At 66.5% G+C, this 23,800-nt stretch carries 22 protein-coding genes and 1 pseudogene; 10 read left to right on the top strand and 13 right to left on the bottom strand.

What is annotated here, in order from left to right; all coding sequences use genetic code 11:
- The first annotated feature begins 26 nt into the window (after positions 1–26).
- The gene (locus J2Y54_RS13615; RefSeq protein WP_310040467.1) at positions 27–1,046 is read left to right on the top strand and encodes a hypothetical protein; all 1,020 of its coding nucleotides are present in this window, start codon (positions 27–29) and stop codon (positions 1,044–1,046) included.
- A 60-nt stretch (positions 1,047–1,106) separates the two neighbouring features.
- Here the strand turns inward: J2Y54_RS13615 and pth are convergent, their stop codons facing one another.
- The 3 genes and pseudogenes from pth to J2Y54_RS13630 all read right to left on the bottom strand — a co-directional run bounded on the left by pth (position 1,107) and on the right by J2Y54_RS13630 (position 3,069).
- The gene (pth, locus tag J2Y54_RS13620; RefSeq protein WP_310040468.1) at positions 1,107–1,682 is read right to left on the bottom strand and encodes an aminoacyl-tRNA hydrolase; all 576 of its coding nucleotides are present in this window, start codon (positions 1,680–1,682) and stop codon (positions 1,107–1,109) included.
- Between the two features lie 140 nt (positions 1,683–1,822).
- A pseudogene (gene rplY / locus J2Y54_RS13625) lies at positions 1,823–2,113 on the bottom strand (50S ribosomal protein L25); the annotation flags it as partial.
- A gap of 110 nt (positions 2,114–2,223) precedes the next feature.
- Positions 2,224–3,069 (bottom strand): TraB/GumN family protein, encoded by an 846-nt coding sequence (locus J2Y54_RS13630; protein WP_310040469.1) that lies wholly within the window; start codon positions 3,067–3,069, stop codon positions 2,224–2,226.
- An 81-nt stretch (positions 3,070–3,150) separates the two neighbouring features.
- On the opposite strand from J2Y54_RS13630, the gene J2Y54_RS13635 reads away from it, so the two are divergent.
- From J2Y54_RS13635 to J2Y54_RS13655, 5 genes are all read left to right on the top strand, one after another.
- Entirely contained in the window at positions 3,151–4,044 is an 894-nt protein-coding gene (locus J2Y54_RS13635) for a glycine--tRNA ligase subunit alpha (RefSeq protein ID WP_310040472.1), read from the top strand.
- Positions 4,041–6,221: a glycine--tRNA ligase subunit beta gene (gene glyS, locus J2Y54_RS13640; RefSeq protein ID WP_310040475.1), complete on the top strand. Its 2,181-nt coding sequence runs from the start codon at positions 4,041–4,043 to the stop codon at positions 6,219–6,221. The genes J2Y54_RS13635 and glyS overlap by 4 nt, the downstream gene beginning before the upstream one ends.
- 285 nt (positions 6,222–6,506) lie before the next feature.
- Positions 6,507–9,170: a pyruvate, phosphate dikinase gene (gene ppdK, locus J2Y54_RS13645; RefSeq protein ID WP_310040477.1), complete on the top strand. Its 2,664-nt coding sequence runs from the start codon at positions 6,507–6,509 to the stop codon at positions 9,168–9,170.
- Between the two features lie 151 nt (positions 9,171–9,321).
- Complete coding sequence (locus J2Y54_RS13650; RefSeq protein WP_310040480.1) at positions 9,322–10,680, top strand: globin-coupled sensor protein; 1,359 nt, start codon at positions 9,322–9,324, stop codon at positions 10,678–10,680.
- 83 nt (positions 10,681–10,763) lie between these two features.
- On the top strand, positions 10,764–11,315 hold the full coding sequence (locus tag J2Y54_RS13655) for a hypothetical protein (RefSeq protein ID WP_310040482.1): 552 nt from the start codon (positions 10,764–10,766) through the stop codon (positions 11,313–11,315).
- 8 nt (positions 11,316–11,323) lie between these two features.
- Here the strand turns inward: J2Y54_RS13655 and J2Y54_RS13660 are convergent, their stop codons facing one another.
- The 8 genes from J2Y54_RS13660 to J2Y54_RS13695 all read right to left on the bottom strand — a co-directional run bounded on the left by J2Y54_RS13660 (position 11,324) and on the right by J2Y54_RS13695 (position 19,113).
- Positions 11,324–11,860: a hypothetical protein gene (locus tag J2Y54_RS13660; protein WP_310040483.1), complete on the bottom strand. Its 537-nt coding sequence runs from the start codon at positions 11,858–11,860 to the stop codon at positions 11,324–11,326.
- Positions 11,861–11,946: 86 nt separating this feature from the next.
- Entirely contained in the window at positions 11,947–12,942 is a 996-nt protein-coding gene (locus J2Y54_RS13665; RefSeq protein ID WP_310040486.1) for a type II secretion system F family protein, read from the bottom strand.
- 7 nt (positions 12,943–12,949) lie between these two features.
- A complete protein-coding gene (locus tag J2Y54_RS13670; RefSeq protein WP_310040489.1) occupies positions 12,950–13,927 on the bottom strand; it encodes a type II secretion system F family protein in 978 nt (325 codons plus the stop codon).
- Between the two features lie 45 nt (positions 13,928–13,972).
- Entirely contained in the window at positions 13,973–15,256 is a 1,284-nt protein-coding gene (locus J2Y54_RS13675; RefSeq protein ID WP_310040491.1) for a pilus assembly protein CpaE, read from the bottom strand.
- On the bottom strand, positions 15,253–15,891 hold the full coding sequence (locus tag J2Y54_RS13680; RefSeq protein ID WP_310040493.1) for a CpaD family pilus assembly lipoprotein: 639 nt from the start codon (positions 15,889–15,891) through the stop codon (positions 15,253–15,255). Before J2Y54_RS13680 ends, J2Y54_RS13675 begins: the two co-directional genes overlap by 4 nt.
- Positions 15,892–15,909: 18 nt before the next feature.
- A complete protein-coding gene (locus J2Y54_RS13685) occupies positions 15,910–17,544 on the bottom strand; it encodes a type II and III secretion system protein family protein (RefSeq protein ID WP_310040495.1) in 1,635 nt (544 codons plus the stop codon).
- 1 nt (position 17,545) lies between these two features.
- Positions 17,546–18,592, bottom strand: a complete 1,047-nt coding sequence (gene cpaB / locus J2Y54_RS13690; RefSeq protein ID WP_310040496.1) for a Flp pilus assembly protein CpaB — start codon at positions 18,590–18,592, stop codon at positions 17,546–17,548.
- 50 nt (positions 18,593–18,642) lie between these two features.
- Positions 18,643–19,113 (bottom strand): prepilin peptidase, encoded by a 471-nt coding sequence (locus J2Y54_RS13695; RefSeq protein WP_310040499.1) that lies wholly within the window; start codon positions 19,111–19,113, stop codon positions 18,643–18,645.
- A 50-nt stretch (positions 19,114–19,163) separates the two neighbouring features.
- On the opposite strand from J2Y54_RS13695, the gene J2Y54_RS13700 reads away from it, so the two are divergent.
- The 4 genes from J2Y54_RS13700 to J2Y54_RS13715 are packed head-to-tail and all read left to right on the top strand — an operon-like array spanning position 19,164 to position 22,284.
- The gene (locus J2Y54_RS13700; RefSeq protein WP_310040501.1) at positions 19,164–20,108 is read left to right on the top strand and encodes an alpha/beta hydrolase; all 945 of its coding nucleotides are present in this window, start codon (positions 19,164–19,166) and stop codon (positions 20,106–20,108) included.
- Positions 20,105–21,211, top strand: a complete 1,107-nt coding sequence (locus J2Y54_RS13705) for an FAD-binding oxidoreductase (protein WP_310040502.1) — start codon at positions 20,105–20,107, stop codon at positions 21,209–21,211. Before J2Y54_RS13700 ends, J2Y54_RS13705 begins: the two co-directional genes overlap by 4 nt.
- 60 nt (positions 21,212–21,271) lie before the next feature.
- A complete protein-coding gene (locus J2Y54_RS13710; RefSeq protein WP_310040504.1) occupies positions 21,272–21,442 on the top strand; it encodes a DUF1508 domain-containing protein in 171 nt (56 codons plus the stop codon).
- Positions 21,439–22,284, top strand: a complete 846-nt coding sequence (locus tag J2Y54_RS13715) for a hypothetical protein (protein WP_310040506.1) — start codon at positions 21,439–21,441, stop codon at positions 22,282–22,284. Before J2Y54_RS13710 ends, J2Y54_RS13715 begins: the two co-directional genes overlap by 4 nt.
- 4 nt (positions 22,285–22,288) lie before the next feature.
- Here the strand turns inward: J2Y54_RS13715 and rnhA are convergent, their stop codons facing one another.
- Together rnhA and thrB are read right to left on the bottom strand one after the other, a co-directional pair.
- Complete coding sequence (rnhA, locus tag J2Y54_RS13720; protein WP_310040510.1) at positions 22,289–22,729, bottom strand: ribonuclease HI; 441 nt, start codon at positions 22,727–22,729, stop codon at positions 22,289–22,291.
- On the bottom strand, positions 22,726–23,721 hold the full coding sequence (gene thrB, locus J2Y54_RS13725) for a homoserine kinase (protein ID WP_310040511.1): 996 nt from the start codon (positions 23,719–23,721) through the stop codon (positions 22,726–22,728). Before thrB ends, rnhA begins: the two co-directional genes overlap by 4 nt.
- Positions 23,722–23,800 lie beyond the last annotated feature (79 nt).

Consider the following 23,800-nt stretch of genomic DNA (forward strand, 5'->3'; position numbering starts at 1 on the left):
GACGACCACGTAACAGGAGTCGCAGTATGATTCGCCGTTCCATCCTGATCGCCAGCACCGCCGTGGCACTGACCGTTGCTGGCTGCAGCGGCAGCGACGATCCCTCGCCGACGCCGACCCCGACGCCGAGCCCGTCGGCCTCCGCATCGGCCAGCCCGTCGCCGATCAGCTATGCCACCCTGCCGATCAGCGCGAATACCGCGGCGGAGTTTTTCACCGTGAGCGCGGCGACCAGCTATAGCGGCGATGTTGCCGGTCCGGTGACGCTGGGCGTTGCCGGCACCGACGCCTTCTCGAACCGCGTCCGCCTGGCGCTGCAGGGGTCGCTGACCTCGACCAGCACCGCTGAACTGGTCGTGCGCGAGAATACCGAGGAAGCGCGCTTCACCGGCGCCGACCTGCAGACGCCGCCGGCGCCGGCGGTGTCCGAATATGTGCTGCGCGAATCGACCGCCCCGACGACACCGGGCGCGTTCACCCAGCTCGACCTGCTCAACAACACGGTGAACGGACAGGTGACGTCGGACAGCGCGCTGGCGCTGACCCGGGCGAGCTATGCCGGCTGGTGGCGCGGTGACAGCACGGCAGGCGCCAAGCGCATCACCTATGGCGTGTTCGGCTATCCGACGGTCTTGTCCGACATGCCGACCACCGGCACCGCGACCTATACCGTGCGTATCGCCGGGCGTTCGGTGATTGCGCCGACTGCCGGCGCGAGCGCGGTCGACAAGCTGGGCGGTACCGCGACGCTGTCGATCAACTATGCGACCGGTCTGGTCACGCTGACGCTGAACCTTGAGCGGGTGACCAGCGGCGGCAACGTCGCCTATGGCACCTTCACCGGCACCGGCGCGATCCCCGTTGGCAGCAACCAGTTCACCGGCAGCTTCGGCCCGGGCAGCACGGTTGGCGGCACTTTCCAGGGGCTGGCCTATGGCCCGCAGGCGGGTGAGATCGGCATCAGCTTCGCGATCAGCGGCGCCGTGGCGGCGGGCGATAGCCGCGCGGTCGGCGTGGTCGTCGGCAAGAAGAACACCGCTTCGTAAGGCCGACGACGTCCTGAACACCGAAAAAGGCCGGGGAAACCCGGCCTTTTTTGTGTCCGCTCAGGGGCGCTGCAGGCGTAGCGCGATGTCGTTCATGAAGCGCGCATCATCGCCCTTGGCCAGCCATTCGGCTTCGGCCGCGATCGCGCCGAGCAGGTCGGACAGATCCTCGATCTCCGCCTTGGCATAATTGCCGAGCACATAGCCGGTGACGCGGTCCTTGTGCCCCGGATGGCCGATGCCGATGCGCACGCGGCGAAACTCCGCGCCGATATGCGCGATCGCGCTGCGGATGCCATTCTGTCCGGCAGCCCCGCCGCCGCGCTTCACCTTGACCTGGAACGGCGCGAGGTCGAGTTCGTCATGGAACACGGTGACCGCTTCCGGCTCGAGCTTGTAGAAGTCGAGCGCGGCGCGGATCGCGCGGCCGCTTTCGTTCATGTACGTTGCGGGCTTGAGCAGCAGGATCTTGTCGCCGCCGATCCGCCCTTCCTGCAGCCAGCCCTGGAATTTCTTCGCGGGCGCCGAAAAGCCATGCACTTCGGCAATGGCATCGGCGGCCATGAAGCCGACATTGTGCCGGTTCATCGCATATTCGGGGCCGGGATTGCCGAGGCCTACCCACAATTGCGTCATTCAATCCCTCCGCAACGACAAACGCCCCCGCACCGGGGTGCAGGGGCGTCGGTACCGCGTATCGTGCGGCGCGCGAACCCGTTCCGGGCCGCAGCGCCGCCGCTACTGGCTCACTCCGCTTCGGGCAGTTCGCCGTTGAAGCGCAGGAAGTCGATATGAACCGGGCGCTCGGTCACGACGTCGAGTGCGACGTCCTTGGCGATCGTGCGCACGGCTTCGCCGCCCAGACCCTCGATCAGGATGACCGAATCCATGAACTGGCCGGTGTGCAGCGCCTTCATCAGCGCGCGCTCTTCCAGATGGATGCTCGTCGGTTCCTTGTTGTCGCCATAGATTACGGCGGGGACGCGGCCTTCACGACGCAGCGCCCGGGAGGCTCCCTTGCCAACCCGGTCGCGCGTCTCGGCCGACAGCGTAAGCGTGTCGCTCATATGTCGTTCCAATGCGCTAAAGTGTTTCCATTCCCGATCAGGCCTCCAGGGATGACCCTGACCGGAAGCGCGCGCCTATAGGCGAGGGGCGGGGGAAAGGCAAGTTGCGGTCAATATACCACGCGCTCGACCTTCAGCCCCTTATCGCCCAGCAGCGCCTGCACGCTGCCCTTGCCGGCAAGATGGCCCGCGCCGACTGCGACGAACACGGTTCCCGGCTGGCCCATCCGCGCCGCGATCCAGTCGGCGAAGCGAACATTGCGCCGCGCGATCAGCGCATCGGCGAGTTCGGGCGCGGCCTGCGCCTCGCGATTGAGTTCGGCACCGACGGTTTCGGCGTCGCCGCGCGCCCAGGCGGCGACAAAGCGGTCGATCCGCGCACCGGTTGTCGGAAGCGCCTTGACGCTCGCGTCGAGCATCGCGCTCTGCGTGGCGCCCGACAGGCCGTCGAGCAGCATCAATTGCCCCCGCGCGGATTCGAGCGCGCGCACCGGCTTGCCCGCATCCTCCGCCGCCTCCGACAACCTGGCCTCGACCCCTGCGGCGCTGTCATAGCCCGCGCGCGCCACGGCGAGCCGGGTGAGTGTCAGCGCCGCCAGCCACGGCTCCTGCTTGTCGATCGCACCCGCCGGCATGCCCAGATCGCGCGCCGCCGCATCGACCTCCGGCGCGAAGGGCGGGCCGCCGCGTGTGCCGAGCTGCGCGGTCAGCGCGGCGATCGCCTGCGGGTCGGGCTTCGCGATCTCCAGCACCACTTCGTCGCTCGCGTCGAACGCCTCGTGCACGCCTTCGTCGAACCAGTGCATCCGGGGTTTCAGCACATGGACGGTGCCGAACAGATAGATGGTGGTGTCGCCATCCTTGACCACCCACAGGGCCGGGTCGGCGTCCTCCCCGAACAGCGAACAGCCCGACAGCATCAGGGCGGCGAGGGGGGCGATCAGACGTTTGAACATGATCGCCCCTCCAAAGCCGCCCGCGCCCCTCGCGTCAACCGCAGTTGACCGCGTATCGCCCTTTCGCCAAAGCCCGGCACCATGACCACGCCGCTCAGCTTCCAGGGCATGATCCTGCGCCTCCATGATTATTGGAGCCAGCGCGGCTGCCTGATCCTTCAGCCCTATGACATGCGCATGGGTGCCGGCACCTTCCACACCGCGACGACGCTGCGCGCGCTCGGCCCGGAGCCGTGGAACGCCGCGTTCGTTCAGCCGTGCCGCCGCCCGACCGATGGCCGCTATGGCGAGAACCCCAACCGGCTGCAGCATTATTACCAGTATCAGGTGATCCTGAAGCCCAGCCCGCCCGATTTGCAGGAACTGTATCTCGGCAGCCTGACCGCGATCGGCATCGATCCGCTCAAGCACGATATCCGCTTCGTCGAGGATGACTGGGAATCGCCGACCCTCGGCGCCTGGGGCCTTGGCTGGGAAGTGTGGTGCGACGGGATGGAGGTGACGCAGTTCACCTATTTCCAGCAGATGGGCGGCTTTGACTGCAAGCCGGTCGCGGGCGAGCTGACCTACGGCCTCGAGCGCCTCGCCATGTATATCCAGAACAAGGACAGCGTGTACGATCTGGCGTTCAACGATGCGGGCGTCACCTATGGCGACGTGTTCCTCGAGAACGAGCGCCAGATGTCGAAGTATAATTTCGAAGTCGCCGACACCGAGACGTTGTTCGAAGGCTTCCGCAAGGCGATGGCCGAGTGCGAGAATTGCCTGACGAACAACGTTCCCATCGCCGCCTATGAACAGGCGATCGAGGCGAGCCATTTGTTCAACCTGCTCCAGGCGCGCGGCGTCATCTCGGTCGCCGAGCGCCAGGCCTATATCGGCCGCGTCCGCGATCTCGCGAAGGGCAGCTGCGAGGCGTATATCGAACATATGACGCCCGACTGGAGCGCCAAATATCCGGAGTGGAGCCTGTGACCGACTTCCTCCTTGAGCTTCGCTCCGAAGAAATCCCGGCACGCATGCAGGACAAGGCGCGCGAGGATCTTGCGCGCCTGTTCACCGCCGAACTCGACAAGGCGGGCCTGAAGGCAGCGAGCCTCGTCACCTACGCCACCCCGCGCCGCCTGACGCTGATCGCCCGCGACCTGCCCGCGCAGACCGCGGCGGTGAGCGAGGAGCTGAAAGGCCCGCCCGCCGATGCGCCCGATGCGGCGGTCGAAGGGTTTCTGCGCAAGGCCGGGCTGACCCGCGACGCGCTGGAGATGCGCGACGTCAAGGGCCGTGCGACGCTATTCGCGGTGATCGACAAGCCGGGCCGTGCCACCGCCGATGTGCTGGCCGAAGCCATCCCGGCGATCGTCCGCGCCTTTCCCTGGCCCAAATCGATGCGCTGGGGCGAGGCGTCGCTCAGCACCGAAAGCCTGCGCTGGGTCCGCCCTCTGCAGGGCATCGTCGCGCTGCTCGGCGATACGGTCGTCGATTGCGAAGTTGCGGGCGTGACGTCCGGTGCCGTCACGGTCGGCCACCGCTTCCATCACCCCGACGCGATCACCGTCACCAGCGCCGCGACCTATGTCGATCAGCTGCGCGATGCGTATGTGATCGTCGACCAGAATGAACGCCGCGCGACCATCGCGGTCGGCGCCAAGCTGGCGGCGAACAAGGCCGGGCTGACTTTGGTCGAGGACGAAGGGCTGCTGATCGAGAATGCCGGCCTCACCGAATGGCCGGTGCCGCTGCTGGGCCGCTTCGACGCCGCGTTCCTCGATGTCCCGCCCGAGGTGATCCAGCTGACCGCGCGCGTGAATCAGAAATATTTTGTCTGCACAAATGCCGATGGCAAGCTGGCGAACGCCTTTATCTGCACCGCGAACATCGACGCGGCGGACGGTGGCGAGCGCATCGTCGCGGGCAACCAGAAGGTGCTCGCCGCGCGGCTGAGCGATGCGCGGTTTTTCTATGAGACCGATCTGAAGACGCGGCTGGATGACCTGCATCCGAAGCTCGAGAAGATCGTTTTCCACGAAAAGCTCGGCACCGTCGCCGACAAGGTCGACCGCGTCGCCAAGCTTGCGCGGTGGTTGGCCGAGGAAGGGATCGTCAAGGCGGACCCGGACCTCGCCGAACGCGCCGCGCGGTTGTGCAAGGCGGACCTCGTTACCGGCATGGTCGGCGAATTCCCCGAGCTACAGGGCCTGATGGGCGGCTATTACGCCGCCGCGCAGGGCGAAGACCCCGCCGTCGCCGCCGCGATCCGCGACCATTACAAGCCGGTCGGGCAGGGGGATGACGTGCCCACTCCGCCGGTTACGGTGGCGGTGTCGTTGGCGGATAAGCTGGATTCTATCGTCCAGTTCTTTGCTGTTGACGAAAAGCCGTCTGGTTCAAAAGATCCATATGCGCTCAGGCGTTCGGCGCTCGCAGTGCTTCGACTGTTGTTCGCGAATGAGTGCCGTGCCGGGCTCTGGCCCCTTCTGGCCGGACATTTGGCGCTCGGCCAGTCTGCCGACACGGAGCTTGAGCGCACCGCCCGGCAGTGGTTTTGGACCAAGTCGAAGGATGAGATTTGGACGCAATACGCTTGGGGTAGCGACGCACGAAATCCATATCCTGAACGTCTCGAAAAAATGCCGACCGTCGTTGATAGTATCCTCGATTTCTTCGCCGACCGCCTAAAGGTCCAGCAGCGCGAAGCGGGCGTCCGTCACGACCTGATCGACGCGGTGTTCGCGCTGGGCGGGGAGGATGATCTTGTCCGCCTGCTCGCGCGCGTCCATGCGCTGCAGGCGTTCATGGCGACCGAGGATGGCGCGAACCTGCTCGCAGGCTACAAGCGCGCGGCGAATATCCTGAAGAAGGAAGGCGGCGTGCCCGAGGGGGCAGGGGTCAATGCTGCTCCCGAACCCGCCGAGGCGGCGCTGATCGCTGCGCTCGACGCGGCCGAGCCCAAGGCGGCGGCTGCGGTCGAGGCTGAGGACTTCGAGGGCGCGATGGCCGCGCTCGCGACGCTGCGCGCGCCGATCGATTCGTTCTTCGCGGATGTGACGGTCAACGACAGCGCCCCCGCCAAGCGCGCGGCGCGGCTCGCGCTGCTGGCGCGGATGCGGGATGCGGTGCATCGGGTGGCGGATTTCGGGAAGATCGAGGGGTAGCACGCTTTCAGGGGGGCGCTGTCCCACCCTCATGCGTCACCCCCGCGAAAGCGGGGGCCCATCTCCCGGACCGTCCACCGGCCGCGCCGGTTCGTTGCGCCGACCGTGTGGGAGATGGGCCCCCGCTTTCGCGGGGGTGACGATAAGGACCACCGTCCACAGCCCCACTCCATCCCCATAATTTCACACCACTGTAGCATTTCTTCCCCCTGACAACGGGGGACAAGCCCTTTCCCCTTGTTCGCACCTGCGGTAGGCGCGGCCCAAGTCACGGAAGGGGTTCGAATGACTCGCTATGTGTACCGCTTCGGCGGGGATGTTTCCGACGGCGGCCAGGGCGACAAGAATCTGCTCGGCGGCAAGGGCGCGAACCTCGACGGGATGGCGTCGATCGGCCTGCCGGTACCGCCCGGTTTCACCATTTCGACCCCGGTCTGTGCGCTCTATTACGAGAATGGCGAGAGCTTCCCCGACAGCCTGAAGGCCGAGGTCGCAACCGGCGTCGCGCATATCGAAGGCGTGACCGGCAAGAAATTCGGCGATGCGGCGGACCCGCTGCTCGTCTCGGTCCGCTCGGGCGCGCGCGTGTCGATGCCGGGGATGATGGACACGGTCCTCAACCTCGGCCTCAACGACGCCACCGTGGTCGGGCTGGCGGAGACCAGCGGCGACGCGCGCTTTGCGTGGGACAGCTATCGCCGCTTCATCCAGATGTATTCCGACGTCGTGCTCGAACTCGATCACGGTCGGTTCGAGGAAGCGCTGGAGATCGCCAAGGAAGATCGCGGCTACAGCCTCGATACCGAGATGACCGCCGCCGACTGGCGCAAGCTGGTCGAGGAGTACAAGGCGCTGGTGCAGGAATTGTGGGGCAAGCCGTTCCCGCAGGACGTGCACGACCAGCTGTGGGGCGCGATCGGTGCGGTGTTCGGGTCGTGGCAGTCGGAGCGCGCGAAGGTCTATCGCCGCCTCAACGACATTCCTGGCGACTGGGGCACGGCGGTCAATGTCCAGGCGATGGTGTTTGGCAATATGGGCGATACCTCGGCGACGGGGGTGGCCTTCACCCGCGACCCCGCGACTGGCGAAAATGCCTATTATGGCGAGTTCCTGATCAACGCGCAGGGTGAGGACGTCGTCGCCGGCATCCGCACGCCGCAATATCTGACCAAGACCGCGCGCGAAAAGGCGGGGGCCAAGCCGCTGTCGATGGAAGAGGCGATGCCCGAGGCCTATGCCGAGCTGGCGCGCGTGTTCGACCAGCTCGAACGCCATTACCGCGACATGCAGGACATCGAGTTCACGGTCGAGCGCGGTAAATTGTGGATGCTCCAGACCCGCTCGGGCAAGCGCACCGCCAAGGCCGCGCTGAAGATCGCGGTTGATATGGCCAATGAAGGGCTGATCACGCGCGAAGAGGCGATCCTGCGGGTCGATCCCGCGGCGCTCGACCAGCTGCTCCACCCGACGCTCGACCCGAGCGCGCCGCGCGACGTGCTGACCAAGGGGCTGCCGGCTTCGCCCGGTGCGGCGTCGGGCATCGCGGTGTTCGACAGCGACACGGCCGAGAAGCGCGCTGCGGCGGGCGACGCTGTGATCCTGGTCCGCGTCGAGACCAGCCCGGAAGACATTCACGGCATGCATGCGGCCAAGGGCATCCTCACCGCACGCGGCGGCATGACCAGCCACGCCGCAGTGGTCGCGCGCGGCATGGGCCGCCCCTGCGTTTCCGGTGCAGGCACGCTGTCGATCAAGGCGTCGGAAGGCGTGATGCGGATCGGCACGCGCGAAGTGCGCGAGGGCGAGGTACTGACGATCGACGGCACCACCGGCGAGGTGATGCTCGGCGCCGTCCCGACGATCCAGCCCGAACTGGCCGGGGATTTCGGCACGTTGATGGTGTGGGCCGATGAAGTCCGCCGCCTGAAGGTCCGCACCAACGCCGAAACCCCGCTCGACTGCCGCACCGCGCGCGAGTTTGGCGCGGAGGGCATCGGCCTGTGCCGCACCGAGCATATGTTCTTCGACGCGGCGCGGATCACCGCGGTGCGCCAGATGATCCTGGCGAGCGACGAGGCCGGGCGCCGCGCCGCGCTCGACAAGCTGCTGCCGGAGCAGCGCGCCGATTTCATCGAGATTTTCGAGGTCATGGCGGGGCTGCCCTGCACGATCCGCCTGCTCGATCCGCCGCTGCACGAATTCCTGCCGCATGAGGAATCGGAGTTCGAGGAAGTGGCCAAGGCTGCCGGGCTCGACGTCGAAACGCTGCGCCGCCGCGCGGCGGAGCTGCACGAGTTCAACCCGATGCTCGGCCATCGCGGCTGCCGCCTCGGCGTGACCTATCCCGAAATCTACGAGATGCAGGCGCGCGCGATCTTCGAAGCGGCGTGTGCTGTCGCGGAGAAGTCGGGCGCGGCGCCGGTTCCGGAGGTGATGATCCCGCTCGTCGGTACCAAGCGCGAGCTGGAGCTGATGAAATCGGTGGTCGATCGCGCCGCGCAGGCGGTGTTCGCGGAGCAGGGACGGACGATCGAGTATCTGGTCGGCACGATGATCGAACTGCCGCGGGCCGCGCTGCGCGCGGGCGAGATTGCGGAGGCGGGGGCATTTTTCAGCTTCGGCACCAATGACCTCACGCAAACGACCCTGGGCGTCAGCCGCGACGATGCCGGGCGGTTCCTGACCACCTATGTGGAAAAGGGCATCTACGCCCGCGATCCGTTCGTCAGCCTGGATGTCGAGGGTGTGGGCGAGCTGATCAGCATCGCCGCCGAGCGTGGCCGTGCGACCCGCCCGGACATCAAGCTCGGCATTTGCGGCGAGCATGGCGGCGACCCCGCCTCGATCGCTTTCTGTGAGCAGACCGGCCTCGATTACGTCTCTGCCTCGCCTTATCGTGTGCCGATCGCTCGGCTGGCGGCAGCGCAGGCGGCATTACGTTCACGTTAATCAGAACGTTTTGGTCTGATTGTTTTGCCTGCCCGCGACCGGGGCCGTAACGGTCGCGCTAGGATAGCATCGACGCTTCCGTCGGTGCTGTCCTGTCGCGACGCAGACGCATCGAGAGAGGAGCCTCTGAACCAATAGAGAGGTCCGCCAGATGCTGAATGACATGTTGGGTCCCCGGCTCGCCTTTATCGGCTTTGATGAGGCGCAACGGGCCACCCTGCAGGAACTGGGTCGCGAACTGGAACCGCTGGTCGCGGCGGCGCATAAACGGCTGTACGACAAGATCGCCGAGACCCCGGCGCTGCGCCATTATTTCCGCGACGCCCAGCATATGAGCGCGGCGCGCAACCTGCAGGACCAGCATTGGAAACGGCTGTGGAGCGGCCGGTTCGACCAAGACTATCTCGAAAGCGTGCGGCGCGTGGGCAAGGTCCATGCGAAGATCGGGCTTGAACCGCAATGGTATGTCGGGTCGTACGCGATCGTCGTCGACCAGCTGATCCACGATTATCTGGGGTCGCAGCCGCAGGGCTGGCTGAAGCGCGGCAAGGGTACGCGCGCAGACCAGATCGCGGTGCTGCTGAAGGCCGTGATGCTCGACATGGAGCTGGCGGTGACCGTCTATTTCGAGGAAGCGCAGGCCGAGCGTGACCGCGCGGCGGAAGAAACGCGCAAGCGCGAGGCCGCGCTGAACACCCTGCTCGAGACGATTTCGCAGACCAGCAGCGCGGTGCTGACCGGTGCGAGCGAGATCGTCGCCGCGTCGGACGACCTTGCCCGCCGCACCGAGGCGACGGCAGCAAGCCTTGAGGAAACCAACGCCTCGGTGTTGCAGATGGACCAGCGGCTGCGCGCCACGGCGGAAGCGGCGGGCCAGACCGTTGCGCGTGCCGATGGGGCGATGAACGCGGTCAATGCCGGCCGCAACGTCGCCGAAGTGGCGGTCAACGCGATGGGGCGGGTCAGCGAGTCCGCCAAGGGTATCGACGACGTGATCGAGGGTCTGGACAAGATCGCGTTCCAGACGCGCGTTCTGGCGATGAACGCTGCGGTCGAAGCCGGGCGGGCGGGCGAAGCGGGGCGCGGGTTCGCTGTCGTGGCTGACCTGGTCTCGGCGCTGGCAATGCGTGCGGAGGAAGAGGCGAAGCGCGCGCGCGACCAGCTGACCGTGACTCAGGCCGAGGTGACGAGCGCGGTGGAGGCGGTGCGGCAGGTCGATGGCGCGCTGACCGGCATTTCCGAAAATGTTGCCGATGTGCACCAGCTGCTCGACACCATCGCCAGCGAAAATGCCGAACAGTCGACGGCGATCGGCGAGATCACCAGCGCGATTGCCGCGATGGACCAGACCGCGCAGCAGAATGCAGCGATGGTCGAGGAGACGTCGGCGGCAGCGCGCAACCTGATGCGCGAGATCACGACGCTTGCCGAACAGGCAAATGGCAGCGGCGCGGGAACGCGGGCGAGCGGCAGCGCGGCGCATGCGCCGATTCGGCTGGCCTATGGCTGAGGGCGCGGCTATCGCGTCGCGATGACCACCCGCCTCGATCCGCGAATTCCGGGCTTCGCTCTCGCTGGCGCACTGGGCGCCGGATGAGTGCCATGGTGCCGGTGGCAGTGCTGGTCGAGGCGGTGGCTGCGGCCCAGATGACGCCTGTCGAGCGCCTCGACGCCGAGCTGCGGGCCGCCCGAACGGCGACGCAGGTACTGGAATCGCGCTGTGCTGCGCTGGGGCTGGCCGATCCGCCGCGCGTCCGCGCCGAGGTCACGCGCGGGCGCGTGGTGGCCAGCGCATCGCCAGCGCGGACCCGGCTCAAGGTCGCGAAACACGAACTATTGGGCTATCGCCGCGTGCGGCTGATGTGCGGCGATCATCTGCTGTCGGAAGCGATCAACTGGTATGTCGCATCGCGCCTGACCCCGGCGATGAACGCACAGCTGGACCAGGGCGATACGCCTTTTGGCCGGGTGGTCCTGCCGCTGTCGCCCTATCGCCGGACCTATTCCACCTGGCGCGTCCGGCCCGGCCGGGTCCCGCCCGGTGGCGTGGTGGTGCGGCATCGGGCGATCGTGCTCGACGGCGAGGGGCGGCCCCTCGCCGACGTGGTCGAACATTATCAGCAGGTGTTGCTCGACCGGCGTTGAATCGCCGGTCAGTGCTGGTTCGCCGGCTCCGGTGCCCGCACATGCGGCGGCAGCCACTCGCTCTCGGCGGTGGCCGGTTCTGCTACGCTTCCTCCCGCATCGACCGGATCAGCCGCTCCCGGCGCAGCTGCATCCGCTCCGCCCGCATCTGCCGGCGTGTCGGGCGTGGCCGCTGGCGCTTGAAAGTTCGTCTCGGCCTCGGCCGACTGAACCTCCTCCTGCACGGGGGCAGGGGCAGGGGTTTCGACAGCGGGTTCGGCAGCGACCGGCGCGGCGGCGGCAACGGCAGCGACCGGTGCGGCAGCCGCAGCAGCCGGCGCAGCGGTCTGCAGCGCGCGGACCTCGCGCTCCAGATCGCGGACCCGTGCACGGGCGGTGCGCAGCTCTTCTTCGTCGCGGTCGCGCGCGCTGGCATAGTCGAGCTCGGCGGCTTCGAGCTGCTGCTTCCACTTCTTTCCGCCGGAGCTGCTGGCAAGACCGAACAGCCAACCGGCAACGAGCGTGAGGCCGAGAGCCGCCCATTCGGTGGGCGTGGTAAACAACATGGTCGCGTCTCCCCGTTTCGCGTTCGAAACAGGTTAACCAAAGCGGAAGCCGAGCGCCACCCGCCGAATCGCGGGCCGGGCGCGGGTCAGCCGGTCATCAGCGCGTCGTTGATCGAGCAGGCGGCGGGGCCGAGAATGACGACGAACAGCACCGGCAGGATGAACAGGATCAGCGGCACGGTCATGATCGCGGGAAGGCGTGCGGCCTTTTCCTCGGCGCGCATCATCCGCTCGTTGCGAAACTCGGCCGAGAGGACGCGCAGCGCCGATGCCAGCGGCGTGCCGTATTTTTCGGTCTGAATCATGGTCGTGACGACCCCGCGCACCGAGTCGAGATCGATGCGGGTCGCCAGATTTTCAAAGGCCTGGCGGCGATCGGTCAGGAAACCGAGCTCGATCGCGGTCAGCGAGAATTCCTCGCCCAGCTCCGGATAGGCCTTGCCCAGTTCCTTGGCGACACGGCCGAATGCAGCGTCGACGGTGAGTCCCGCTTCGGCACAGATCACCAGCAGGTCGAGCGCGTCCGGAATGCCCTTGCGAATCGCGTCGGAACGCTTCTGGATCTTGTTCTTGAGATAGAGGTCGGGAGCCTTGTAGCTCAGGATGGCGGTGCCCGCGACCAGGCCATAGGCCTTGAGCGGGGTCCAGTCGGCGAACATGTCGGTGCCGTACACCAGGAAGGCGATGGTCCCGCCCAGAACGATCGGCAGCACCATGCGGCCGAAAATGACCGCGACGGCATAGTCCTTCGATCGGATGCCGGCCTGCATCAGCTTGACCTGCGCGGTCTTGACCTGCTCGTCCTGCAGCACCTTGAGCGACGACAGCAGGTCGCGGATGCGATCGGTGGTCGCATTCTTCTGGACCAGCTTGGCGCGCCGCTTGCTGGTCGAGGCGGTGATGCCCGCCTTGAGCTGTTCGCGCCGTTCGTTGAGCGCCTTGACGCGCTTGGTCATCGGGTCGCGCACCGACACGGCGGCATAGATGGCAAGCAGCACGCTGAACGCGGCGATGCCGGCCAGGATCGTCGCGACGTAGAAGACGTCGACGCCGAGCAGCGTGGGGCCGGTTGGAGTGGTCATCATCGCATCAAATCTCGAAATTGATCATCTTGGCCATGATGAAGGCCCCGATGCCCATCCAGATGATGCCGCCACCGCCGGCGATCATCAGCCGCTGGTCAGCGAAGAAGCCCTGCATATAGGTGTCGTTGATCGACCAGATCATGCCGAACACGATGAAGGGCAGGGCGCCGATGATGTAGGCCGACGCCTTGGACTCGGACGACATCGCCTTGATCTTGAGCTTCATCTGGCTGCGCTTGCGCAGCACTTCGGCAAGGTTGGCGAGCGTTTCGGCAAGGTTGCCGCCGGTTTCACGCTGGATCGCGATGGTGATGCAGAAAAACTGGAATTCGGGCGTGCCGAGCCGGTCGGCCGTTTCCTGCAGCGCCTGATCGAGCGTGCGGCCGATCTTCATTTTGTCGCTGATCGAACGGAATTCCTCGCCCACCGGCCCTTCGACCTCGGCGCCGACCACGCCCATGGTTTCGGTGATGGGCAGGCCCGAGCGCAGGCCGCGCACCAGCAGTTCGATCGCGTCGGGGAATTTGGCGGTGAATTTGCCGACCCGGCGCGAGATCAGGAAACCGACGACCAGATGCGGCAGGCCCGCGCCGATGACTACGCCGACGAGCAGCGCGAGCAGCGCCGGAAGCCCCTGAACCATCAATGCCGCAGCGACGACCGCGACGATCCCGACCGACGCAGTGCCATATTGGCCGACGGTCCAGCTCTTGCCGGTCATGGCCAGCCGCTTGCCGAGTTCGGCGGGGTTGGGCAGCAGCCGCGTCGCCACATTGTCCATGCGGCTCGACCGTGCGGTGGAAATGCGCCGCAGCTGCGCTTCGACCGCGCCCGCGCCGACGACACCGGCGTGGCGGTCGCGCAGCGAGGTCAGCCGGCGCGAGCCTGCGGCCTTTGCCGAGGGGCCGGAAAAGGCGAGGATCAGCAGCGCAAGCACCATGAAGGTGCCACCCGCCAGCATCACCATCGGGAGCAGTTCCACCCTTCCACGCCTCCATGTCGCGCAGCCGGCATGCGCCGGCGCCGGTTACGCCTTTGCCTTCTTGGCCAGCTTGATCGAATTGGTCAGCTTGCCGAGCAGCGAGCTGCCCTTGCTGCTGGCCTTGCCCTTGTCGCGGCTGAACTCCTCGCCGGCATCGGTGATCGCGACCACGCGCCGCGCAATTTCGGCGAGCGGATTGAGCGCCTTCACATTCTTGCCCGCTTCGGCGAGCGGCTTGCCGAGCTTTGCCGCCTGTACCGCCGTCTTCACGTCCAGCGGGATCTGGTAATCGATCTTGCGTTCGATCGACCCTTCAAAATCCTTGCGGCTGATTTCGACCTGGCCCGAAGCGGGGACGCGGTTGGCGACGATCACTAGCTGGGTGTGCGGCGCATTCGACTTGAACCAGCTGATGATGCGGATCGCATCGCGCGCAGCGGCGAGCGTGAGTTCGGTGACCAGCACCGCGACCTGCACGTCGGAAATGAGGTGCGGGTAGTTGACCAGCATCGAGCGCGGCAGATCGACCACGGTGCATTCGAAGGCGGAGCGGATTTCCTCCTGAAGCTGGAAGAAGGCAGCGCCGTCGGTCATGACCGGGGAGTTGATCGGCGCCTCGGCCGACAGCACCGCCAGCTTGTCCGACGCCTTGACCATGGCGCGTTCGATGAACAACCCGTCGATGCGGCTGGGGTTTTCGATCGCGTCGGTCAGGCCGCGGCCCGGCTCAAGGTCCAGCGCGAGCGCGCCGGTGCCGAAATGCACGTCAAGGTCGAGCAGAGCGGTCGTTCGATCCGCCTTGTCGCTGAGCAGCCAGGCGAGCGAGGTCGCAATGGTCGACGCGCCGACGCCGCCACGGGTGCCGATCACGGCCACCGCGCAATGCGGGCGATCGGATGCGGTATCGACCTGCTTGGGGGCGTTGAGCATCGCCTGGGCATGGACGAACGCTTCGCGCATGATATCGGGGTTCAGCGGCTTGAGCAGATAGTCCTGAATGCCCGACGCGACGAGATCGCGGTACAGGCGCACGTCATTGACCTGGCCCGACGCGATCACGACCGTGCCTGGCTCGCACACTTCGGCTAGCGCGTTGATATCGTTGAGCGGATCGCCGCTTTCGGACAGGTCGACGAACAGGATGTTCGGGCTGGCCGAGACCGACAGGGTCTGCACCGCGTTGCGCAGCCCGCCCTTGTTGACCTTGTCCGGATTCCAGCCCTGTTCGATCGCGATCGGGCGGATCGCCTCGGCAGTCGTCTCGTCGCACACAAAGGCGACAAAAGGCTCGCGGTGCGCGGCGCGCTGGGGGTTGAAGGGGGCGTTCACTGGCCGCCTCCGCCGGTGCCTTCGGCCTTGACCGTGGTGCCGCCGGTGCCGGTCGGCGCGGCTTCGCGCAGTGCCTTGATCGACTTGGTGATCTGCGCAGGGTCGGCGGTCGGCGATCCGGGTTCGCCGCGCACCAGATCTTCGGGGCGGGCGACCATCGCGGCAAGATTGCCATTGATCGCACAGCCATAGCCGGAACTGGTCTTGCCGCCGAAATTGCCGGCACCGGTGTCGCGCCGGTCCGGGCATCCGGGGACGCTCGCCTGCATCCGGCTGACGATGATGCGGACCATGCCGGGCTGCACCGCGCCCGCGGTCACCGGCGCCGGGCCGGACAGCAGCACGCCATAGCGCCCGGCCTCGGCCGCGATCTGGCGCGACGCCCCGGTGGCACCGGGATCGTCGACATAGACGCGGTCGCCATAGCCGAGCCGCAGCGAGGCAAGCCAGCCGGCGACACGCGCCTGTTCACCGGACGCCAGATAGCTGCCGTCGGTCGCGGCATCGAAGATGTAATCGCTACGGGCCACCACCGGCTGATTGGCCGATTCAAGGCCCGGGGTGCTGCCGGCGCCACAGGCCGATAACAGGCCCGCCGCGGCGCTGAGCAGAAGGATCGTGTTACGCTTCGCCATCATCGTTCCTCGCCGCGATCAGTTGAAACCGAAGCCCGGTGCGGGGGCCGCATCGCGCTTGCGCTTGCCTTTTTCGGGTTTGCCGCCCGTCGCGGCAGGCTGCGCCGGGGTTGCGACCGGTTCGACCGGCTGGGGCTGCGGGTCCGGCTGGGCGGGCGTTGCCGCACCGAGCGCGGGAACCGCGCCGACCGGCGGCGCCATGCGCGGGGTTGGCCGCTTGCCATCCGGATTCGAGCCGCCCAGACGTCCGAGCAGGATGCGTTCGGCGTCGTTCGGCGCCTGATAGCCATCGGTCGGCAGCGCGATCTGGTTGCCGTCGACCGGCTTGACCAGATAGGGGGTGATCACGATCACCAATTCGGTCTCGCTGCGCTTGAACCCGTTCGACCGGAACAGCGCGCCCAGGATCGGCATGTTGCCCAGCCCCGGGGTCTGATCGATCGAATTGTCGTGCGAATTCTGCAACAAACCGGCGATCATCAGGCTCTGGCCCGACCCCAGCTCGACCGTCGTTTCCGCGCGGCGGGTGGTGAGCGCCGGGATCTGGACCCCGCCGATGGTCACCGAGCCGGCAGCCGACAGCTGCGACACTTCCGGACGGACGCGCAGCGAGATGCGGCCATCGGCCAGCACCGTCGGGGTGTAAGCGAGGCTGACGCCATATTGCTTGTATTCGACCGACACGGCACCCAGCCCCTGGCTGACCGGGATCGGAATTTCGCCGCCGGCGAGGAAGGATCCGGTTTCGCCCGACAGCGCGGTCAGGTTCGGATTGGCGAGGGTCGAGACCTGTCCATTGGTTTCGCCGAGATCGAGCGCGCCGAGCACGTCGAGGCCGAACACCTTGCCAAGCATGCCGATCGTCGTGCGCTGGCTACCCGGGGTGATCGCGGTGCCGGGTTGCTGGACGATGGCGCCCGTGATCGGATCGACCGTGTAGCCGGTGACGGTCCCGCCGACGCCGAGCGGAAGGTTGGGATCGTTGGTGAAGCTGGTCGCCGGCTGCCGGCCGCTGCCGATGCCGAACTTGAACCCGCCAGACCCGTCGAGCGTGGTGAAGTTGCTGCCGATGTTCTTGGCGAAGCTGCGGCTGACCTCGGCGATGCGGACCTGAAGATTGACCTGCAGCGGCGTCGCGGTCTTGAGGCGCGAGAGCACCTTGGTTTCCTCGCCGACAAAGGCCTGGACCAGTTCGGCGGCTTCAGCCGTGTCCTGCGGTGCGGCGACCGTTCCGGTGAGCAGCACGAAGCCGTTCATCATCGTCGCGGTGATGTCGGATTCGGGCATCGCCGTGTCGAGCATGCCCTGCAGACTGTCGAAATTGTTCCCGACGCGAACGGTGGTCGAATAAATGACCTTGCCCGCCTTGGTCGTTGCATAGACCGTCGTTTCGCCGGCCTTCTTGCCGAACACCCAGAGCTGGGTGGGCGAGCGGACCTGGACGTCGGCGACATTGGGGTCGGCGACGAAGATGTCGGACATCGGCGCGTTGAGCGTGATGAGCCGTCCGCGACCGGTGGCGATCTGCACCATGTCGCGCGGGGCGGCGTGCACCGTCTGCGCCAGCGCCGTCGCGGGCAGTGTCGCGCCAGGCATCGCGAGCACGGATAGTGCCGCGAGCGATGCGCCCAGCTTGTTCCCCCTCACACCCATTTCAATTCTTCCCTCCGACCGGAACAACCGTCACCGAATTGCCCCGTGAAATCTTGACGACCGGCCCGTCCGTCGCGCCGGCGGCGCCGGGATAGGCGCCGGCCCCGGCCGGTGCCGCCGGCATCCCCGGCATCGCTGCCTGATCGCGCGCCTTGCCCGGCACGGTGCTGCGCTGGAACCGCGACACATCCGCGCCGGTCGAGAAGGTCGATCCACCCTCGGCCGGGCGTGACTCGACGCGCGCCATCATCGCCTTTTCGGCCTTGGGATCATTACCCTCAGGTACCGACACCGTGCCGGCGGCGATCGCCTCTTCCAGTTCGCTGGCGTTGTCGGCGATCGAGCGCAGCGACAGCGACAGCGTGCCGAGCGTTTGCGCAACGGCGATCTTTTCCGCGATGCGCGGCGTCGCTTCGACCGTCACGGTCGAATAGGCGGCGACGACCGTCTTGCCCTCTTCGTCCTGCTGCTTGTCGGTCCGCTGGTCGGTGGCGAGCACGCGCAGGTTCCGCAGCACCGTTTCCGACGCCTTGAGCGGCGGACCGTCGCCGCCGCCGGCGACCGTCTGGGTGAGAATGAGGTCGACCCGGTCGCCCGGGAAGATGAAGCCCGCAACCGCCGCCTGCGCCGATACCGGTACGGTCACGGCGCGCATGCCGGGCGCAAGCGCCGCAGCCAGGAAGCCACGGTCGCCGGGCTTGACCAGCGCGCCCTGAGTCAGGGGCTGGCCAGCGGGGATGGCAAAGCGGACGACGGTGCCCTGCAGCTTGCCAAGGTCGGTAGCGTCCTTCTTGAAGTAAGCGCCCTCGACCAGATCCTTGGGCCAGGCGACAAATTTCATCGAATCGGGGCCAAGGATCGTTCCGACCGGAAGCGCCTTGGTCGCGACGAGAACTTCGACCCCGTCGATCGGGGCCGGCTGTCCGGCGACCGGCGCCGCGCCGGCGATCGGCGCCGAAGCCCCGGTCATCAGGCTGCGCGCCATGAACGCGGTGATCGCGGCGACGATCAGCGCGCCGACCAGCAATATGATCTTGCGTCCATCCATGACGTCTCAGGCCTTTTCCTTGTCGGACCGGGTTGAACCGGCGTTAAGCATCACGCGAAGGGGTTAAGAATCGGTTCGCGAATGGTGAGCAGGGCCGCGATGGCAATCGCGATCCCATATGGAATTTCAGGCTGTTCGCTGCGGCGGCGCACCCATTTCTCGACCAGCATCACCAGCGTGATCGCCCCGCCGGCGAGCGACATGATGATCAGCAGCGTGACGAACTGGCCAAATGGGAACCACAGCGCCAGCGCGGCAATCATCTTCACGTCCCCGCCGCCCATCATCCCGAAGTGGAACGCGGCGGCGAAGGCCACGAACACCATGGCGGCGATTCCGAGCTGAATTGCCATGTCCGGCCACGGCGACAGCCCCATCGCCACCCACCACGGCAAAGCGAGCAGCGCGATCGCGGCGTTTTTCCAGTTGGCGATTTCGCGGATGCGCGCATCCTCGATCCCGGCCGAGACCAGGATCAGGACCAGCAGGCCCAGCAGCAGAGCAGGCGCAAATTCCCCCATCACAACCGAAGTCCTAGACGGGAGGGCTTTCCAAACCGTAACCAGCGGCCATGGCTTCTTTCCCGTTCGATCGTCGCGCGATTCCTGCCGGCGCCAGCATCACCCACTGGACCACACGCGACAGCTGGGCGCTGCGCTGCTTTTCGTGGCCGGTGACGGGGGCGCCGCGCGGGTCGATCCTGTTCCAGGGCGGGCGTGGCGATGTGATCGAGAAATATCTCGAGACCTTCGCCCATTGGCACAGCCGGGGCTGGACGGTGACGTCGTTCGACTGGCGCGGGCAGGGTGGTTCAGGCCGGCTGACCGATGCGGGCAATTGCGGGCACATCGCCGATTTTGCCCAGTATATCGAAGATTTTGAGGCGTTTGCCCGCGACTGGATGGCGCGCACGCCCGGCCCGCATGTGATCATGGGGCATTCGATGGGCGGGCATCTGGTGCTGCGCGGGCTGGTCGAGGGGGTGGCGCGGCCCGATGCGGCGGTTCTGGTTGCACCGATGCTTGGGTTGAAGGGCCCGTTCGGAGCAGCGCTGGGCGAAAGGCTGGCGCGGCTGCTGGGCGGAGTGGGCAATTCCGCGCGACCGGCATGGAAGTCCAATGAGCGGCCCTACACGACCGACACGCGCGAATCGTTGCTCACCCATGATCCGGACCGATATCAGGACGAACTATGGTGGCAGCAGACCAACCCGGGCAATGTCACCGGGCCGCCAAGCTGGAAATGGGTGATCGAGGCGTTCCGCTCGACGCGCGAATTGCGCGCGCATTCGGCGCTGCGGACGATGGACGTGCCCGTGCTGGCGCTGGTGGCGGAGCATGACGGGCTGGTCGATGCGCGCGCCGCGCTGGCGCTGCTGGCAAAATTGCCCGACGCGCGGATCGTCCGCTTTGGCAAGGAAAGCGCGCACGAAATCCTGCGCGAGGTGGACAAGGTCCGCAACCGTGCGCTCGGCGAGATCGACCTGTTTCTGGAAGCACGGGTGCGCGGCGCATGACCCGGTATGACATCGCGATCATCGGTGCCGGCATTGCCGGGGCAAGCCTGGCGGCGGAGCTGGCGCCGCATGCCAAGCTCCTGATTCTGGAAGGAGAAAGCCAGCCCGGTTATCACGCCACCGGCCGGTCGGCGGCATTCTGGTCCGAAACCTATGGCGGTCCGAATATCCAGCCGCTGGTGACGGCATCGGGCGATTTCCTGCACCACCCGCCCGAGCGGATGGGCGGGCAGAGCTTCCTGTCCCCGCGCGGCGAACTGTTCATCGCGCGGCGGGAGGATCGCCACGTCCTCGACGGTTTTGTCGCGGCCTTTGCCGAGGCGGGGGTGGTGCTCGACGATGTCGACCCGGCGCAATACTGCCCGGGCATCCGGCCCGAATGGACCGAGGCGCTGTACGATGTCAGCTGTTGCGACATCGACGTTGCCGCGCTCCACGGCGCCTATCTGGCGGCGGCGCGGCGCGACGGGGCTGAGCTGGTGTGCGACGCCGCTGTCACCGGACTGTCGCGTGACGGCCAGTGGCGGATCGAGACGCGCGCCGGGGCGTTCGCCGCCGATGTGATCGTGAACGCCGCCGGGGCCTGGGCCGAGCCGGTCGGGCTGCTGGCTGGCGCGCCGCCGACGGGACTTGCCCCGCTGCGCCGCACGATGGTGCAGCTGCGCGTCGATCCGCCCGCGCCGATGAGCCTGCCGCTGGTGCGCGACGCGCATGAGCGGTTTTACTTCAAGCCGGAATCGGGCGGGCGCATCTGGCTGTCGCCGCATGACGAAATCCCGACCGACCCGTGCGACGCCGCGCCGGAGGAGATCGACGTCGCGATCGCGATCGACAAGCTCGCCAGCGCGGTCGACTGGCGCGTCGAGGCGCTGGAGCGGCGCTGGGCGGGGCTGCGCACCTTCGCGCCCGACCGCAAGCCGGTCTATGGCTTCGACCCCGCCGTGCCGGGGCTGTTCTGGTGCGCGGGGCAGGGCGGGTTCGGCATCCAGACTGCGCCCGCCGCAGCGAAGCTGGCGGCAGCGATGCTGCTGGGCAGCGCGCCCGACCCGATGGTCGCGCATCTCGACCCCGAACGTTACTCGATCCGGCGATTCCGTGGCTGAACCGCTTTACCGGCGGGTCCGATCCGCTATCGTTGGGACCGCGCAACAATGGAGTTGGACATGGCCCACAAGTTCGTGATCGAGCAGAACAAGGCCGGCGAATATGTCGCCAAGTTCAAGTATAACAGCGAAGTGATCTTCTGGACCGAGGGCTATTCGAGCAAGGCGTCGGCGAAGAATGCGATCGAATCGATCCTGAAGAACGGACCGGGGGCACCGGTCGAGGAATGAAATCCGCGTTCGGCGCACGTGCCACCGCCGCCATTGCCGTCTTGCTGATGCCGCCGTCCGCGATGGCGCAGACGAGCGCGTCCGCCGATCAGCGACCGAAATGGGCGGTCCAGATCGCTCCCGGCGAATGTACCTTGCTACGCACGACGGGCGGGTCTGAGCCGTCGTTGCTGCGGCTGAAGACTAAGGTCGGGACCGAGCGCTACTGGCTTGCGCTGGCGGGCACGGGCGTGCGTGCCGTCTCCGGGATGATGCCGGAGCATGTCGAGTTGCGTGTCGATGGAAAGGTTGCGGCAAGGCGGTTCGGGAGCCAGTCCAACCAGTCTGAGTCGGGTTTCAATCGACTGTACCACGTGTCGGGTATCGCTCGGGAAGCGATCGACGCGGTTGCCGCGGGGGAGGCACTGGAAGTGCGGGCGTCCTCGGGCAAGGTCGCGACCATCAGCATGGCGGGTGGCGCCAAGGCCTTTGCTGCCTTCCGTACATGTGAAGCCGATCAACTGATCGCATGGGGCGCGGATCCGGCGCAGTTTGAACCGGGCGGTTCCGCGCCTGTCATCAAGGATCGGGATCGCCTCATTCCTCAGGAGCTGTTTCGTCAGATCAAGACCTCGGGGCGCTCAATCCAACCCGAACACAATCTGATCTTGTCCACTGAGGGCGTTGTCGAGAAGTGCGCCGCCACATACGGCATACCCGACAGCAACATGGAACAGGTCGTCTGCACCTATCTGACCGGGCGCAAGATCGGGGAGCCTGCGCGCGATCCTGCGGGCAAGGCGGTGCGCGGCGTGGTGACGGTTCAGCCCGCGCGAATAGTGACTGCGGCAGTTCGGAACTGACGGCTCACGCCCGCAGCGCCGCCTCACTCGCCAGCTGATCTGCGCGTTCGTTGTCCGGATGACCGGCGTGGCCCTTGACCCATTGCCATTCGATGCGGTGCGGCTTGGCGGCGTCGAGCAGTTCGATCCACAGGTCGCTGTTCTTGACCGGCTTTTTGTCGGCGGTCTTCCAGCCATTGCGCTGCCACCCTTTGATCCATTTGGTCAGGCCGTCCATGACATAGCGGCTGTCGGTCGACAGTTTGACGCGGCACGGCTTGTTGAGCGCCTTGAGCCCCTGGATCGCCGCCATCAGCTCCATGCGGTTGTTGGTGGTGTGCGCCTCCCCGCCCGACAATTCCTTCTCGACCGTCCCCGCGCGCAGCAGCACGCCCCAGCCGCCGCGCCCGGGATTGCCCTTGCACGCGCCATCGGTGGCGATTTCGACGAGGGGGAGTTCGGTCATTTTGAGAAGGGATCCGCTGCGCTTGGTTCGCCGACGATGAGGGTCACAGCCGGGTCAAAGGTTCGATAATAGTCATAGCGCTTTAGGTAGGCGAGCGGGTCCTTGCGCGTGACCATCGCCCCTGCGGGTGTATTCAGCCAGTCCCAAGCGCGGCTTAGGAGAAAACGGAGCGCAGCGCCCTCCGCCAGAACTGGCAGGGCGGCGCGTTCGGCATCGCTCAATCCAAACGTGCGGTCATAGCCATCGATAAGCGCCTTGCCGACTGCTGGCATGAACTCCATGCCGGATGCGTCGAATGCCCAAGCGCCATGCATGACCGCCAGATCATAGGCGCGAATATCGGTGCTCGCGAAATAGAAGTCGATCAGACCCGTGACCTCATCCCCCAGCATCAGCACATTGTCGGGAAATAAATCCGCATGAATGGCGCTTGTGGGCAAATTTTCGGGCCAACGCGACAGCACACTTTCCAGTGCCTCGCTTACGCGGTCGTAGAGACCCGGCTCAATCTGGTCGAGGTCGCGTCCGCATCGCTCGAACAGGGCGGCCCAAGTCTGCGCGCCCATCGAATTCACCCGGTTCAAGGGGAAATCCTCCACTGCGCGGTGCATCTGTCCGAGCGCGCTGCCAGCCGCATATGCCTGAGCCGGGGTCGGGTGAGACACCGACACCCCCGACAGGAACTTGATCAGGCAGGCCGGGCGGCCTTCGAGCGTCTGGATCGCCACGCCGTCGCGGTCGGGAATCGCGGGCGGCACCTTCAAACCCTTGGCATCGAGATGCGCGAGCAGGTCCATGAAATAGGGCAAGTCGCCCGCATCGACGCGTTTTTCGTAGAGCGTCAGGATGAAGCGGGCCTTGGTGGTGTCGACCAGATAATTGCTGTTCTCCACCCCCTCGGCGATGCCCTTGGCAGAGACCAGTTCGCCCACGTCATAGCGGGCGAGGAAGGCGGCGAGCGATTCGGCCGGGACCTGTGTGTAGACTGCCATCAGCGAAGAACCGTCATCCCGGCGAAAGCTGGGATCTCCTGCGACACGCGCGCGGACCGCGGCGAGAGACCCCAGCTTT

The sequence above is a fragment of the Sphingomonas sp. BE123 genome (genome assembly GCF_031456015.1).
Lineage (GTDB): Bacteria > Pseudomonadota > Alphaproteobacteria > Sphingomonadales > Sphingomonadaceae > Sphingomonas.

Coding starts and splice junctions, on each gene's coding strand:
- J2Y54_RS13655 (WP_310040482.1), top strand. CDS start 10,764: ATGAGTGCCATGGTGCCGGTGGCAGTGCTGGTCGAGGCGGTGGCTGCG.
- J2Y54_RS13705 (WP_310040502.1), top strand. CDS start 20,105: ATGACCCGGTATGACATCGCGATCATCGGTGCCGGCATTGCCGGGGCA.
- pth (WP_310040468.1), bottom strand. CDS start 1,682: ATGACGCAATTGTGGGTAGGCCTCGGCAATCCCGGCCCCGAATATGCG.
- J2Y54_RS13710 (WP_310040504.1), top strand. CDS start 21,272: ATGGCCCACAAGTTCGTGATCGAGCAGAACAAGGCCGGCGAATATGTC.
- cpaB (WP_310040496.1), bottom strand. CDS start 18,592: ATGGATGGACGCAAGATCATATTGCTGGTCGGCGCGCTGATCGTCGCC.
- J2Y54_RS13630 (WP_310040469.1), bottom strand. CDS start 3,069: ATGTTCAAACGTCTGATCGCCCCCCTCGCCGCCCTGATGCTGTCGGGC.
- rnhA (WP_310040510.1), bottom strand. CDS start 22,729: ATGACCGAACTCCCCCTCGTCGAAATCGCCACCGATGGCGCGTGCAAG.
- J2Y54_RS13660 (WP_310040483.1), bottom strand. CDS start 11,860: ATGTTGTTTACCACGCCCACCGAATGGGCGGCTCTCGGCCTCACGCTC.
- J2Y54_RS13615 (WP_310040467.1), top strand. CDS start 27: ATGATTCGCCGTTCCATCCTGATCGCCAGCACCGCCGTGGCACTGACC.
- thrB (WP_310040511.1), bottom strand. CDS start 23,721: ATGGCAGTCTACACACAGGTCCCGGCCGAATCGCTCGCCGCCTTCCTC.
- J2Y54_RS13685 (WP_310040495.1), bottom strand. CDS start 17,544: ATGGGTGTGAGGGGGAACAAGCTGGGCGCATCGCTCGCGGCACTATCC.
- J2Y54_RS13715 (WP_310040506.1), top strand. CDS start 21,439: ATGAAATCCGCGTTCGGCGCACGTGCCACCGCCGCCATTGCCGTCTTG.
- J2Y54_RS13700 (WP_310040501.1), top strand. CDS start 19,164: ATGGCTTCTTTCCCGTTCGATCGTCGCGCGATTCCTGCCGGCGCCAGC.
- ppdK (WP_310040477.1), top strand. CDS start 6,507: ATGACTCGCTATGTGTACCGCTTCGGCGGGGATGTTTCCGACGGCGGC.
- J2Y54_RS13695 (WP_310040499.1), bottom strand. CDS start 19,113: ATGGGGGAATTTGCGCCTGCTCTGCTGCTGGGCCTGCTGGTCCTGATC.
- J2Y54_RS13665 (WP_310040486.1), bottom strand. CDS start 12,942: ATGACCACTCCAACCGGCCCCACGCTGCTCGGCGTCGACGTCTTCTAC.
- J2Y54_RS13635 (WP_310040472.1), top strand. CDS start 3,151: ATGACCACGCCGCTCAGCTTCCAGGGCATGATCCTGCGCCTCCATGAT.
- J2Y54_RS13650 (WP_310040480.1), top strand. CDS start 9,322: ATGCTGAATGACATGTTGGGTCCCCGGCTCGCCTTTATCGGCTTTGAT.
- J2Y54_RS13680 (WP_310040493.1), bottom strand. CDS start 15,891: ATGGCGAAGCGTAACACGATCCTTCTGCTCAGCGCCGCGGCGGGCCTG.